This window comes from Streptomyces camponoticapitis, from assembly GCF_014646115.1.
GTDB classification, from domain to species: domain Bacteria; phylum Actinomycetota; class Actinomycetes; order Streptomycetales; family Streptomycetaceae; genus Streptomyces; species Streptomyces camponoticapitis.
The window spans coordinates 40,948-53,754 of record NZ_BMMV01000003.1 but is presented as its reverse complement, the minus strand read 5'-3'; the positions used below and the strand labels follow the sequence as shown (position 1 = coordinate 53,754).

Genomic DNA, 12,807 nt, shown 5'->3' with positions numbered 1-12,807 from the left:
GTGCCGGCGTCCCTCCCGCGCCACGGGGAGTGATCCTGGAAGCCCTTTGCCTCCGCCGCCGGGGTCGCCTATCGTTCACAGAGTCCTTGTTGTCTCCGATAGAGGTGGACGTTGCGCATCTGAGGTTCGCGATCATCACGCCGTACGGCTCCGGGCTCAAGCCTCCGCCCGTACGCCCGCGTGGCTGCGACCTCGATGCATCTGCCGTCCGTGAACTCCCGGACAGCCGCATCCCCTCTTCAGGGCTCAAGCCCTCCGGTCCGCACGGGCCGGGTCGCCGCGTGGTGCTCGCATACGACGCCCCCATCCCACCGCGCCGACGAGGATCACGACGATGTCCACCCCCAGCACCCCCAGCGCCTCCCTGACCTGCTCCGCGCTCTCCTTCCAGTGGGCGGACGGCACACCCGTCTTCGACGGGCTCTCCCTGAGCATCGGACGGGGCCGTACCGGTCTCGTCGGCGCCAACGGCACCGGCAAGACCACCCTCCTGCACCTGCTGGCGGGCGAGCTGCGGCCCTCCGGCGGGTCGGTCACCGTCGGCGGCAGCCTCGCGTATCTGCCGCAGAACATCACCCTCGACACCGCCCTCCGCGTCGACCAGGCGCTCGGCATCGCCGGGCGCCGCGCCGCGGTGCGCGCCATTGAGGCCGGAGACGTACGCGAGGAACACTTCGAGACGGTCGGCGAGGACTGGGACGTCGAGGAGCGCGCCGTCGCCATGCTCGGCTCCCTCGGCCTCGGCTCGATCGACCTGGACCGCACCGTCGGCGAGATCTCCGGCGGCGAGACGGTCCTGCTGCGCCTGGCGGCACTGCTCCTGGAGCGTCCCGACGTGCTCCTGCTGGACGAGCCGACGAACAACCTCGACCTGCCCGCCCGCCACAGGCTCTACGAAGCCGTCGACTCCTGGCGCTCCGGCGTGCTCGTCGTGGTGAGCCACGACCGTGAGCTGCTGGAACGCGTCGACCGGATCGCGGAGCTGCGCGCCGGCTCGGTGAGTTGGTACGGCGGCGGCTGGTCCGCGTACGAGGAGGCGCTCGCCACCGAGCAGGAGGCGGCGGGCCGCATGCTGCGTTCCGCCGAGGCCGATGTACGCCGTCAGAAGCGCGAGCTGGAGGAGACGCAGATCAAGAACGCCCGGCGGCAGCGGCACGACAAGAAGCTCAACGCGCAGCGCAAGGCTCCCCGGATCGTCGCGGGTGAGCGCAAACGGTCCGCGCAGGAGTCGGCGGACAAGTCGAGGGTCCTCCAGGAGGAGCGTCTCAGCGACGCGCGCGAGCGGCGCGAGGAGGCGGCGGAGGCGATCCGCGACGACGCCGAGATCCGGGTGAGCCTGCCCCGTACCGCGGTGCCGGCGGGCCGTACGGTGCTGGCCCTCGACGCGGTACGGCCCCGCTTCGGGCGGCTGCGGGAAGCCACGCTCGACGTACGAGGCCCCGAGCGGATCGCGCTCGTCGGACGCAACGGATCCGGCAAGACGACGCTGCTGCGCACGCTCACCGGGGAACTCGCGCCGCTGTCGGGGGAGGCGAAGACGTTCGTACCCGCGCGATTCCTCCCGCAGCGCCTGGATGTCCTCGACCCGGCGCTGAGCATCGCGGCGAACGTCGCGTGCCTGGCGCCCGGCACCACGGACAACCACATCCGCTCGCAGCTCGCGCGCTTCCTCTTCAAGGGGGCGCGGGCCGAACAGCTCGCGGGCACGCTCTCCGGCGGCGAACGCTTCCGCGCGGCACTGGCCGCGATGCTGCTCGCCGCGCCCGCCCCGCAGCTGCTGATGCTGGACGAGCCGACGAACAGCCTGGACATCGCGAGCGTGCGGCAGCTGACGGGCGCGCTGGAGTCGTACGAGGGCGCGCTGCTGATCGCGAGCCACGACCTGCCGTTCCTCGAATCGGTGGGGATCACCCGGTGGCTGGTGGCCGGGGAGGAGCTCACGGAGACGTCGGCGGACGAGGTGCGGGACGTGATTTCCCTCGGGGATACGGGGGAAACGCTCTAAGCTCGGGAGCATGGCTGCTGCTGAAGCTCATGCCGGGACCGGGGACCAGGGAAGCGTGCGCGCCGACGTCTGGATCTGGTCGGTGCGGCTGACCAAGACGCGTTCGCAGGCGGCGTCGGCGTGCCGCGCGGGCCATGTCCGGGTCAACGGTGAACGGGTGAAGCCCGCGTATCTGATCAAGCCGGGCGACGAGATCCGCGTCCGCCACGCGGAACGCCAGCGGGTCGTCGTCCTCACCCGTGTCGTACGGAAACGGGTGGGCGCGCCGGTGGCCGTCCAGTGCTACGTGGACAACAGCCCGCCGCCCCCGCCCCGCGAATTCGCGGGCCCGGTCGCGGTCCGCGTGCGTGGCGCGGGCCGGCCGACGAAGCGGGAGCGGCGTGTGCTGGACGAACTTCAGGGACATTGAGCGCATAACCCCGGACAGTCACCTTGCGTGCACGGAAAGTAAAAGCCGTTCACGTGGGGAAGGTCATCTCCATGAACCGCGACTGTGACCAGCACATGAAGCTCCGGCTCCCCCGCCACCCCCGCAGCGTCGGCCGTGCCAGGGAGGCACTGCTGGGGTGGATGGGCCTGCCGGGTGAGCTGGGGGAGACGGCGGCGCTGCTGCTGTCGGAGCTGGTCACCAACGCGTTGCGGCACGGCTCGCCGCCGGGGCGGGAGATCGTCGTGACCGTGAGCAGGGGCGACGGGCTGCTGCGGCTGGAGGTCGAGGACGCGGGGGAGACGCTGCCCAGGCCGCGTACGCCGGACCCGATCGACGAGTGCGGGCGCGGCCTCGCGCTGGTCGCCGCGCTCGCGGACGACTGGGGGGTGGCGGGGCGGCAGGGACCGGGGAAGCGGGTCTGGGTGACGCTCAAGGCGCCGGACTACTGAAGGCGCCCGCGCCCGACCACCGGCCGATCGGCTCGGCCCGGCGGCCGGTCGTGCGTCAGCGGCGCTGCGAGGTGATCGCCTGCGCCGAACGGAGCTCCCGTCGCAGCGGCGCCAGCACGCCCGTGTCCTCCTTCGCCGACCACCCCTTTCTCACGTCCACCAGGACGACACTGGAGCGCACCCGCGTCGCCAGCTCCCTCAACTGCCTCTCCGCGTCCGCGATCTCGGCCACGCCCGGCGGCGGCGCGCCGTGGTTGACGCGTACCCGCGCCGCCGTCGTCGCGTCGATGATCCGCTCCAGCGCGACGACCAGCGGCCACCAGGCGGCGGCGCGTGTGCCGGTCGGGGGCGGTTCGGTGAGCGCGCGCTGGAACTCGGTGCGTACGACGGACAGATCGCGGTAGAGCCTCCGACGCCGGCGCACCCGCTCGGCCTGGTTCGCCCCTGTCTCCGCGTCCGTGAGGTGGCCGGCCGGGCCGAACGCGTACGTCAGATAATCCGCCGTGTCCTCGACCGCGTCCGCCAGCCGGTCCCCGATCCGGGTGTGCCAGCTCTCCGGCCAGAGCAGATAGCCCGCGATCAGCGCGATGGCGCAGCCCATGAGGCTGTCCAGGAGACGGGGTACGACCAGCGCGACGCCCTCGTGGTTGAGCACGTCGGAGATCAGCAGGATCACGGGTGTGATGGCCGCCGTCTGGAAGCCGTAACTCTTCGCGGACACCGCGGGGATGCACGCCGCGAGCACCAGAATCACCGGGACGTCCCACCAGCCGCGCGGCACGTGCGACAGCACGGCCGCGGCGACGACGAGACCGGCCGCCGTACCGAGCGCGCGCAGGACGCCGCGCGAGAACACCGAGCCGAAATCCGGTTTGAGGACGAAGGTGACGGTGAGGGCGACCCAGTACGAGCGCGGTACGTCGATCACCGAGACCAGGGACTGCGCGAGGCCGATGCAGAGCGCGAGGCGCAGCCCGTACCGCCAGGACGACTCGCTCAGCAGCACGTCGCGCCCGGCGCGCCGGATCCGGACCCCGAGCGCCGAGGGGCGGCCGAGGCGGTCGTCCACGTTGTACGGATCGGGGTCGGCCTTGTGCACGACCGAAGCGGCGTGCCGCAGCGCGGCGTCGACGGCCCGCTCGGAGGGGGTGCCCGGGACGGGCAGGTCCACCTCGGTGCCGTCGACCCGGCCCTCCTCGACCGCGCGCGCCAACTGCCGGACGACGTAAGGGATCTCGTCAGCCAGTGGACGGCGCCGCAGATGCGCGGCGGGCGCCGCCTCGACGAGCGGGATGAGCACGTTGAGCTGTGAGAGCAGCCGTACGAGGGGGCTGCGCCTGCCGGTGTCGCGCGCGCGGCGGGCGAGGACGAGGTCGTACGCGTTGTTCAGCGCCGCGGTGACGGCCTGCCGTTTCGCGTCGTAGTCGCCGTCCTCGCGGGCCGCGGATTCGAGCAGGTCGGCGCAGGCGCGGTAGGCGTCTGCGACGGCGGTCCGTTCGGCCGCACGGCCGCGGAAGGGCCAGCCGAGCAGGGACAGCGCGAGCACGAAGGCCCCGCCGCAGGCGAGCAGCAGGGGGGCCAGCCACCAGGGATCCGGCATCCGGAGACCGGCGCCGACGACCGCGTTGAGGAGCAGGAGCAGCCCGGAGACCGAGGCCACCGCGCCGATCGAGGAGATCATCCCGGAGACGAGCGCGGCGAAGGTCAGCGCGGCGACGGCCAGCCAGCCGTGGCCGAAGACGAGGATGCCGAGCGTGAGGCCCAGGGCGCCCAGGACCTGGGGGAAGGCGATGTGCAGTATGCGCAGCCGGTAGGCGTCGGCGGTGTCGCTGATCACGCCGTACAGGGCGCCCATGGAGGCGAGCGCGCCGTAGGTGGGCCTGCCGAAGGCGAGCCCGACGGCGAGGGGCGCGGCGAGCGCGACCCCGGCGCGGACGACGGCCGACCAGGGGATGGGGGCGGGGTTCGGGCGCAGGCCGCTGAGCAGCCACTCGGGGGGCGTGAGCCGGGCGGACGGCCGGAGGGTCGGCCTGGTCGGCCTGTTCGGTCGTCCGGGGCGGGGAGAGATCACGGTCGCCACAGTGACGTACGAGGGGGCGGGCTGTCAGCAAGGGGTGGGGGTTGGCTCCGTGCGTGGCGGTACGAGTTGCCGGTGGGCGTCGGCGGGTGTGCTCTGGAAGAGGGACGACCGGGAGGAGCTTGCTGCCATGGCCACACACGCACCGACGTCCACCAGGTCCGGACCCCGGCACGCGCGGCCCACCCGCCCCTCGCGTTTCCCGGGCCTCTCCGGCGGAGGGCGGCCCCGTGTCCCCCTCCACCTCGTGGCGGTCCCGGTCACGCTGGGTATCACCTACGGCGTCTGGGCGCCGTTCATCCAGCGTCACGGCGACCCGCTCAACGCCCTCCAGGTGGCCCTCGGCCTGATTTCCGGCATCTCGTTGGCCCTGCTGGTCTTCATCCTGCTGCGGCTCCCCAGGACGCTGGCGACCGAGGTGCGGGCCGGTGCCTACGGAGTGGTGGCCGGTATGTCCCTGGGCTTCCTCTACAGCCTCTCGTACGCGAGCGTGCTGCGGTCGTCCGGGATCGGGCTCGCGGTGGGGCTGGCGACCGCGATCGCGGCCTTCTACTACTTCCACACGCGGGAGCCCTGAGTGACGGGATGGACGGAGGAGCGTGTGAGTGAGCATGTGACTGAGGGTCGCGCGACCGAGCCGACGTACGGATTCGTGGTGCCGGTGGTCGTCCACTTCGACGAGCTGGACTCCTTCGGCATGCTCTACAACAGCCGCTACGGCGTGCTGGTCGAGCGTGCCTGGGTGTCCTACTGGCAGGAGCGGGAGATCGCCTTCAGCAGGGACTGGACCGCTCTCGGCGACGCCTTCAACGTCGTGAAGGACTTCCGGATCATCTTCGAGGCGCCGATCGACCGCCCCGGTGAGTACGGCGTCCGTATCTGGGTCGAACATCTCGGCCGCACCTCCCTCACCTACGGCTTCCGCATCGGTTCGCGGGACGGCGGCCCGCCGACGTACGCGTACGGCACCCGCACGCTGATCCGCCTGGATCCGGAGACGAAGCGCCCCTCGGCGTGGAGCGAGAAGGCGCGGGAACTGGTGGCCGAGCAGCTCCGCCCGGGGGAGTGAGTCCGGAGGCCGAGGCCGTGGGACCGAAGGAGATCACTCCCACTCGGCTGTCTGGGGGTCGACGCCGTGGGCCGCGGCGTTCGCGAAGATCACGTCGCGCAGCCAGCGGGTCAGGCCCGGCGCGAGCGCCTCGTACGCGGCGGTGTGGTCGGTGTCGCCGAGGTACGAACGGGCGATGCAGGCGTGCATCGCGTGCGTGCAGTCGAAGTACGCCGCGATCGACGCGCGGTGGCGCTCCGCGAGGGCGTTCGCCTCGGCGGAGCCGGGGACGACACCGGCACGCCCGGCGGCGGCCAGATCGGTGTTCAACGCCTCGTACGCCGCGGCGATGTCCCGCCACTCCTCGGTCGTCGTCGCGGCGGCCCGCTCCTCGTACTGGGCCCACTGGGCGCTGTCCCCCCAGCGCTCCTCGGCCTGATCGACCGAGGAGGGCTGCCAGTCGTCGCCGAAGATGGCGACCTGTTCCTCCGGGGTGAGCCGTATGCCGGGTTTCGACGCGTCCAGCATGCTGTCGACCGCGCCGAGCGTCTTCTGGAGGCGGGCGATACGGTCCGCGAGCTGCGACCGCTGACGCCGCAGGTGATCGCGGGCGTCGGCGTCCGGGTCGTCGAGTATCCGGCCGATCTCGGCGAGCGGGAAGCCGAGTTCGCGGTAGACGAGGACCCGGTGGATCCGGGCGATGTCGTCGCCGGAGTACAGCCGGTGCCCTGCCCAGGTGCGGGCGCTCGGCCGTACGAGACCGATCGCGTCCCAGTGGTGCAGGGTCTTCACGCTGACACCGACGAGCGCGGCCGTACGGCCGACGGAGAGGCCGTCCCCCGCCTCCCCGGCACGCGTCGTCATGACCTCAGTCTCGCGTACCTTGAGCGGCTCGCGTGGTGGTCGGCACTCCGGCGTTCGTGAGGATCTCGTGCACCGGCAGTGCCGTGCTGGCGGCGGCGGTGAGGCCGGTGGCCGCCAGGTGGGCGTCCACGATCCGCAGACCGACCGCGTAACCGGCGAAGTCCGGCAGACCGACGGGCTCGTGCCCCATCTCCCGCGCGGCGGCGTCCCCGAAGACGTACGCGGGCAGTCTCCCCATCCCCGCCAGGTCGATCGCGGCGGTGACCTTCGCGTACGCGCCGTCAAGTTCGGTGCCGGACAGGGCCGTCGCCCAGTGGCCCATGTTCTCCTCGCCCACCAGTTCACGGACGAAGGCCTCGGCCAGCCCTTCGGCCACGACGTGCTCCCCGACGGTGACGGTCACGGGGTTCCAGTCGACGTTGGCGTACCGCACATTGTGGTGAAGCTCGTGCGCGGCGGTGTGACCGATCTTCGCCAGGCTGGTGGGGGTGGGCCACATGGTCAGCAGGATCGCGCCCGGGATCCCGCCCATGCCGAAGTGGCCGGCGCTGCGGACGGTGAGGTGTTCGTCGTCGGGGTTGCCGAGCGTGAGGACGACATGAACGGTCTCGGCATGCCTGATCCCCGGCGCCGCCGCGCTCAGCCGGCCCCACGCGGACCGGAGAGAACTCTCGATCCTCTCCCACACACCCGCGCGGAGCATCTGCTCCACGGCGGCGAGGAGGCGGGGGTCGTCGCGGTCGATACGGAAGCCACTGCCCGTCTGATGCGTGTGTACGGTGTCCATCTCGCCGATCACGGGGGCCATCACGCGCTCAAGCGGCCCGAGCATCTCGCGCAGGGCGTCGGCCCGTTCGCCCTGGGGAAGCCCCAGCAGATCGCGCATGGCGGACGCCGTGTCATGAACCACAATCTCCATGAGGCCGGACGCTAGGACCTCCTGTTACGGGAGGGGCAAGCCGCGCGCGCTCGTGAGCCGTCTGCCCCGCGCCGGCCCTCCGCCGGCCCTCGGTCGGCCTTACGCCGGTCCTGGCGGGTCAGGGCCGGTCACGGCAGAGTCAGGGCAGGGTCAGGATGCGGGGGCCCTGGTCCGTGACGGCGACCGTGTGCTCGATGTGGGCGGCCTGGCTGCCGTCGACGGAGCGCAGGGTCCAGCCGTCGGTGTCGGTGCGGTAGGCGTTCTTCCCGCCGGCCATGAGCATGGGCTCGATGGCGAGAACCAGGCCGTGGCGGAGGGGGAAACCACGGCCGGGGCGGCCGCGGTTGGGGAGATGGGGGTCCTCGTGCATGCGGCGGCCGATGCCGTGACCGCCGAAGTCGGCGGGCATGCCACAGGCGGCTTCGCGGGCGACCGTGTCGATGGCGTGGGAGATGTCGCCGAGGCGGTTGCCGGGCAGGCAGGCGGCGATGCCGGCGTCCAGGGCCCGCTGGGTGGCGTCGATCAGTTCGAGGTCCGCGGGGCGCGGTGTTCCCACGACGAAGCTGATCGCCGCGTCGCCGGCCCAGCCGTCGAGCAGGGCGCCGCAGTCGATGCTCACCAGGTCGCCGTCGCGCAGCCGGTAGCCGGTGGGGATGCCGTGCGCCACGGCGTCGTTGACGGAGGTGCAGATCACGGCGGGGAAGGGGACCGGGGCGAAGGACGGCCGGTACCCGAGGAACGGGGAACCGGCCCCCGCCTCGGCCAGCACCGCGCGGGCCGCCTCGTCGAGCTCCCGCAGGGACACCCCGATGCCGGCCGCTTTCCGGGCCTCGGCCAGGGCGCGGGCCACCACGCGCCCGGCTTCCCGCATCGCGTCCAGCGCCGCGTCCGTCTTGATCTCCACCATCCGCGGTGACCCCTCGCCTCAATTCGATCCAATACTTATACCGGTATTAGTATCACAGCCATGCCCGCGCGCCCGCCAGATTGGATCTGGCGGGCGCGCGGGCACGTCTAGCGCCTGGGTGGTGAGGGCGGGAAGCCAGAGGGGTGACGGAGATCGGTGGAGGGAGGCGCCCCCCATGCGGCAGCGGTACTGCGGCGAGGGAGAGCGGGACGACGGCGCGGCGACGCCGCTGCGCGTCGCGGTCATCATCGGCAGCACCCGCGAGGGGCGCCTCGGTGACGCGATCGGCCGGTGGTTCGCCGAGCTGGCGGGCAAGCGGGACGAGCTGGAGGTGTCGGTCGTCGATCTGGCCGACTTCGACTTCCCCGCGCGCTATCCCGACCGGGCCACGGAGCCGATGGCGGACTTCACGGCGGAGGTCGGGCGCGCGGAGGCCTTCGTGGTGGTGACACCGGAGTACAACCGCTCGTTCCCCGCCTCCCTCAAGCAGGCCGTCGACTACGCGTACGACGAGTGGCAGACCAAGCCGGTCGCGTTCGTCAGCTACGGCCACGGTTCGGGCGGGCTGTACGCGGTGGAGGCGCTGCGCACGGTCTTCACCGAGCTGCACACCGTCACTCTCCGGAACGGGGTGTCGATCAACCTCTTCGACTGCGGAGTCGACGCGCTCGACATCGACGCGGTGACGGAGGAGCGCAGGGACCGCGACGCGAGCGTGCTGCTCGACCAGCTCGGATGGTGGGGCCTGGGCCTCCGCGAGGCGCGGGCGGCCCGCCCGTACATCTGCTGAGCACCGGGCGTGCACCGGCGGATGAGTTTTGGGCCCACCCGGAGTCGTAAGAGAGAACCGCTCGGACGTTCCGACACGAAAACACAGAACGACCACGCAGAACGACAAGGACTGATGATGAGTAATGATCTCGCGATCGAGACCACGGGGCTGGTGAAAGTCTTCGGCTCGAACCGCGCCGTGGACGGAGTCGATCTCGCCGTGCCGACGGGCACGGTCTACGGAGTGCTGGGTCCGAACGGCGCGGGCAAGACCACCGTCGTACGGATGCTCGCGACGCTCCTCCGTCCGGACGGCGGCGAGGCCCGCGTCTTCGGCAAGGACGTGGTGAAGGACGCCGAGTCGGTCCGCAGCCGGGTCGCGCTCACCGGGCAGTACGCGTCGGTGGACGAGGACCTGACCGGTTCGGAGAATCTGATCCTGCTCGGCAGGCTCCTCGGGCACACCAAGCCCGACGCCCGCGACCGCGCGGGGCAGTTGCTGGACGCGTTCGGCCTTACGGAGGCGGCGGGCCGGCAGGTCAAGAACTACTCGGGCGGTATGCGGCGCCGTATCGACATCGCCGCCTCCATCCTGAACACCCCGGACCTGCTCTTCCTGGACGAGCCGACGACCGGCCTCGACCCGCGCAGCCGCAACCAGGTGTGGGACATCGTGCGGGCGGTGGTCTCGCAGGGGACGACGGTGCTGCTGACGACGCAGTATCTGGACGAGGCCGACCAGTTGGCGTCCCGGATCGCGGTGATCGACCAGGGCAAGGTGATCGCCGAGGGCACGAAGGGCGACCTCAAGGCATCGGTCGGTTCCGGCGCCGTACATCTGCGGCTGCGCGACGCGGCCCAACGGCCCGACGCCCAGCGGGTGCTGGCCGCCGCGCTCAGTGCGGACATCGTGCTGGACGCTGACCCGCTCGCGCTCACCGCCACGATCAGCGGGACGCGCGGCGACCAGGGCGCGGCCGAGCAGGCCGGGCGGGCGCTGGCCGAGCTGGCGCACGAGGGGATCGTCGTGGACAACTTCTCCCTCGGCCAGCCCAGCCTGGACGAGGTCTTCCTGGCCCTCACCGACAAGAAGAAGCCGGCCGGGCCCTCGGCCGGGACCGGCACCGAGACCACCGATGTGAAGGAGGGGGCGGCGGCATGACCACCGTAGCCACGAAGAGCCAGGACCTGGACGACCTCGAACTCGCCACGCCCACCGCGGACGACCTCGCCGCGCTGCTGGTGAACAAGGAACGGCCACCGAGGCCCAGCGCGCTCTCCGCGTCGATGACTTTCGGCTGGCGGGCGATGCTGAAGATCAAGCATGTGCCCGAGCAGCTCTTCGACGTGACCGTCTTCCCGGTCATGATGGTGCTGATGTACGCGTACCTCTTCGGTGGTGCGCTGGCGGGGTCGGTCTCCGCGTACATCCAGTTCCTGCTGCCCGGCGTCATGGTGATGAGCGTCGTGATGATCACCATGTACTCGGGCGTCGCGGTCAACACCGATATCGCCAAGGGCGTGTTCGACCGGTTCCGCACGCTCCCGATCTGGCGGCCGGCCCCGATGGTCGGCTATCTGCTCGGCGACGTGATCCGGTACATGATCGCCGCGATCGTGATCCTCGGCGTGGGTCTGGCCATCGGATACCGGCCCGAGGGGGGCGTGCTGGGCATCACGGCGGGGGTGGTGCTGCTGCTCGTCTTCTCCTTCTCGTTCTCATGGATCTGGACGATGTTCGGGCTGATGCTGCGCACCGAGAAGTCGGTGATGGGCGTCAGCATGATGGTGATCATGCCGCTGACCTTCCTGAGCAACGTCTTCGTCGACCCGAAGACGATGCCGGGCTGGCTCCAGGCCTTCGTCAACAACAGCCCCGTCTCCGAACTGGCCAGCGCGGTACGCGAGTTGATGGCGGGCAACTGGCCGACCCACGACATCGCGGTGACGCTGGGCTGGTCGGTCGGTCTGGTGCTCGTCTTCGGCACCTGGACGATGCGGCTCTACAACCGCAAGTGAGCGCGTGAATCCCGACGGCTGTGGCCTGCGACTCCCCGGGGGAGAGCCGCGGGCCACAGGTGTGTTGACTCTCCCCAAGGGGCAAGCCCCAGCATCGGCGGTGCCGGGCGAGGCGCCCGGTACGAGGAGAGGGACGGCGGTGTTTCGCGGCATGGAGAACATGGCTGAACTGACCATCGGCGCGTTCGCCCGCGCGTCCCGGCTGTCACCGAAGGCGCTGCGTCTCTACGACGAGCTGGGGCTGCTGCTACCGGCACGCGTGGACGGGACGACCGGCTACCGGTATTACACCGGGGACCAGTTGGACCGGGCCCGGCTGGTGGCATGGCTACGGCGCATAGGGATGCCGCTGGCCCGGATCGGTGAGGTCTGCGATCTGTGCGAGAGGGACCCACGTGCCGCCGGCCGGGACATCGGGGCGTACTGGGCGCGGGTGGAGACGGAGACCGCCGCGCGCGGGGACCTGGTGGCCTTCCTCGTCGGCCAACTGTCGGGGCTACCGGCAGGGGAAGGCGTCGAAGAGATGTCTGAGATGGGCAAGGGCAAGGAAACAGCGATGCGTTACGCGGCCGGGTCGGACCGAGGACTGGTCCGGCCGGTCAATCAGGACACGGCGTACGCCGGTACACGGCTGCTCGCGGTGGCGGACGGGTTCGGGGACGACGGGGCGCGGGCGAGCGGCGCGGCGGTCGAGGCACTGGTGGCGCTGGAGGAGTCGGTCCGGGGCGCGGATGTGCTCAACGGCCTGGCGGACGCGGTGGACCGGGTGAACCGGGCGGGGGCGACGGGGGGTCCCGGTGGCTCCGGGACGACGCTCACGGCGATGCTGTGGACGGGGTCCCGGCTGGCGCTCGTACATGTCGGTGACACCCGCGCGTATCTGCTGCGGGGCGGTGAGGTCTCCCGCATCACGCACGACCACACCCTCGTGCAGTCGATGATCGACGCGGGCAGCCTCACCGCCGAGGAGGGGGTGTCCCATCCCCGACGGGCGCTGCTGCTGCGCGCCCTGGACGGCAGCGAGGACCACGCCCGCCCCGATCTGCGGCTGCACGACGTGCAGCCGGGCGACCGGTATCTGCTCTGTTCGGACGGCCTGTTCACGGTCGTACGGCCCGAGGACATCCGGCGCGTCCTGCGTACGGCGGCGGAGCCGGAGGACGCCGTGCGCGAGCTGATCGCGCTGGCCCTCGCGGCGGGCGGATCGGACAACGTCGCCTGCGCGGTGGCCGACGCGGTCACGCGTGTCTGAATCTCGTCCACGGACGGCGTGGGGGGCTGGATCTCCGCATCGAGCCCACCACGGCCGCCACCGGGC

The 12,807-nt window shown here is 71.5% G+C and carries 12 protein-coding genes and 2 pseudogenes; 10 read left to right on the top strand and 4 right to left on the bottom strand.

Annotated features, from left to right (window positions below):
- Nucleotides 1-334 precede the first annotated feature (334 nt).
- The 4 genes and pseudogenes from IEY79_RS38335 to IEY79_RS05155 all read left to right on the top strand — a co-directional run.
- Nucleotides 335-946: pseudogene (locus IEY79_RS38335) on the top strand (ATP-binding cassette domain-containing protein); the annotation flags it as partial.
- A gap of 123 nt (nucleotides 947-1,069) precedes the next feature.
- A pseudogene (locus tag IEY79_RS38330) lies at nucleotides 1,070-1,811 on the top strand (ATP-binding cassette domain-containing protein); the annotation flags it as partial.
- 204 nt (nucleotides 1,812-2,015) lie between these two features.
- Nucleotides 2,016-2,414, top strand: a complete 399-nt coding sequence (locus IEY79_RS05160) for an RNA-binding S4 domain-containing protein (RefSeq protein ID WP_189106100.1) — start codon at nucleotides 2,016-2,018, stop codon at nucleotides 2,412-2,414.
- A 71-nt stretch (nucleotides 2,415-2,485) separates the two neighbouring features.
- Nucleotides 2,486-2,884 (top strand): ATP-binding protein, encoded by a 399-nt coding sequence (locus tag IEY79_RS05155; protein ID WP_189106099.1) that lies wholly within the window; start codon nucleotides 2,486-2,488, stop codon nucleotides 2,882-2,884.
- Between the two features lie 55 nt (nucleotides 2,885-2,939).
- Here IEY79_RS05155 and IEY79_RS05150 read toward each other — a convergent pair whose 3' ends face one another.
- A complete protein-coding gene (locus tag IEY79_RS05150) occupies nucleotides 2,940-4,871 on the bottom strand; it encodes an FUSC family protein (protein WP_229700708.1) in 1,932 nt (643 codons plus the stop codon).
- Nucleotides 4,872-5,091: 220 nt separating this feature from the next.
- On the opposite strand from IEY79_RS05150, the gene IEY79_RS05145 reads away from it, so the two are divergent.
- Together IEY79_RS05145 and IEY79_RS05140 are read left to right on the top strand one after the other, a co-directional pair.
- Nucleotides 5,092-5,538, top strand: coding sequence for a hypothetical protein (locus IEY79_RS05145; RefSeq protein WP_189106098.1), 447 nt, complete (start codon nucleotides 5,092-5,094; stop codon nucleotides 5,536-5,538).
- 24 nt (nucleotides 5,539-5,562) lie between these two features.
- Entirely contained in the window at nucleotides 5,563-6,030 is a 468-nt protein-coding gene (locus tag IEY79_RS05140) for an acyl-CoA thioesterase (RefSeq protein ID WP_229700664.1), read from the top strand.
- 33 nt (nucleotides 6,031-6,063) lie between these two features.
- Here IEY79_RS05140 and IEY79_RS05135 read toward each other — a convergent pair whose 3' ends face one another.
- The 3 genes from IEY79_RS05135 to map all read right to left on the bottom strand — a co-directional run bounded on the left by IEY79_RS05135 (nucleotide 6,064) and on the right by map (nucleotide 8,699).
- On the bottom strand, nucleotides 6,064-6,873 hold the full coding sequence (locus IEY79_RS05135; protein WP_189106097.1) for a MerR family transcriptional regulator: 810 nt from the start codon (nucleotides 6,871-6,873) through the stop codon (nucleotides 6,064-6,066).
- Between the two features lie 4 nt (nucleotides 6,874-6,877).
- Complete coding sequence (locus IEY79_RS05130; protein ID WP_189106096.1) at nucleotides 6,878-7,792, bottom strand: DUF2268 domain-containing putative Zn-dependent protease; 915 nt, start codon at nucleotides 7,790-7,792, stop codon at nucleotides 6,878-6,880.
- A gap of 139 nt (nucleotides 7,793-7,931) precedes the next feature.
- Nucleotides 7,932-8,699 (bottom strand): type I methionyl aminopeptidase, encoded by a 768-nt coding sequence (map, locus tag IEY79_RS05125; RefSeq protein ID WP_189106095.1) that lies wholly within the window; start codon nucleotides 8,697-8,699, stop codon nucleotides 7,932-7,934.
- A 175-nt stretch (nucleotides 8,700-8,874) separates the two neighbouring features.
- Between map and IEY79_RS05120 the strand changes: the two genes are divergently transcribed.
- The 4 genes from IEY79_RS05120 to IEY79_RS05105 all read left to right on the top strand — a co-directional run bounded on the left by IEY79_RS05120 (nucleotide 8,875) and on the right by IEY79_RS05105 (nucleotide 12,741).
- Nucleotides 8,875-9,489 (top strand): NADPH-dependent FMN reductase, encoded by a 615-nt coding sequence (locus tag IEY79_RS05120; RefSeq protein ID WP_189106094.1) that lies wholly within the window; start codon nucleotides 8,875-8,877, stop codon nucleotides 9,487-9,489.
- Nucleotides 9,490-9,606: 117 nt separating this feature from the next.
- Nucleotides 9,607-10,632 carry an ATP-binding cassette domain-containing protein gene (locus IEY79_RS05115; protein WP_189106093.1) on the top strand — a complete coding sequence of 342 codons (1,026 nt, stop codon included), beginning with the start codon at nucleotides 9,607-9,609 and terminating at the stop codon, nucleotides 10,630-10,632.
- Nucleotides 10,629-11,489, top strand: coding sequence for an ABC transporter permease (locus IEY79_RS05110; RefSeq protein WP_189106092.1), 861 nt, complete (start codon nucleotides 10,629-10,631; stop codon nucleotides 11,487-11,489). The genes IEY79_RS05115 and IEY79_RS05110 overlap by 4 nt, the downstream gene beginning before the upstream one ends.
- Nucleotides 11,490-11,649: 160 nt before the next feature.
- Entirely contained in the window at nucleotides 11,650-12,741 is a 1,092-nt protein-coding gene (locus IEY79_RS05105) for a MerR family transcriptional regulator (RefSeq protein ID WP_189106091.1), read from the top strand.
- Nucleotides 12,742-12,807: the final 66 nt, after the last annotated feature.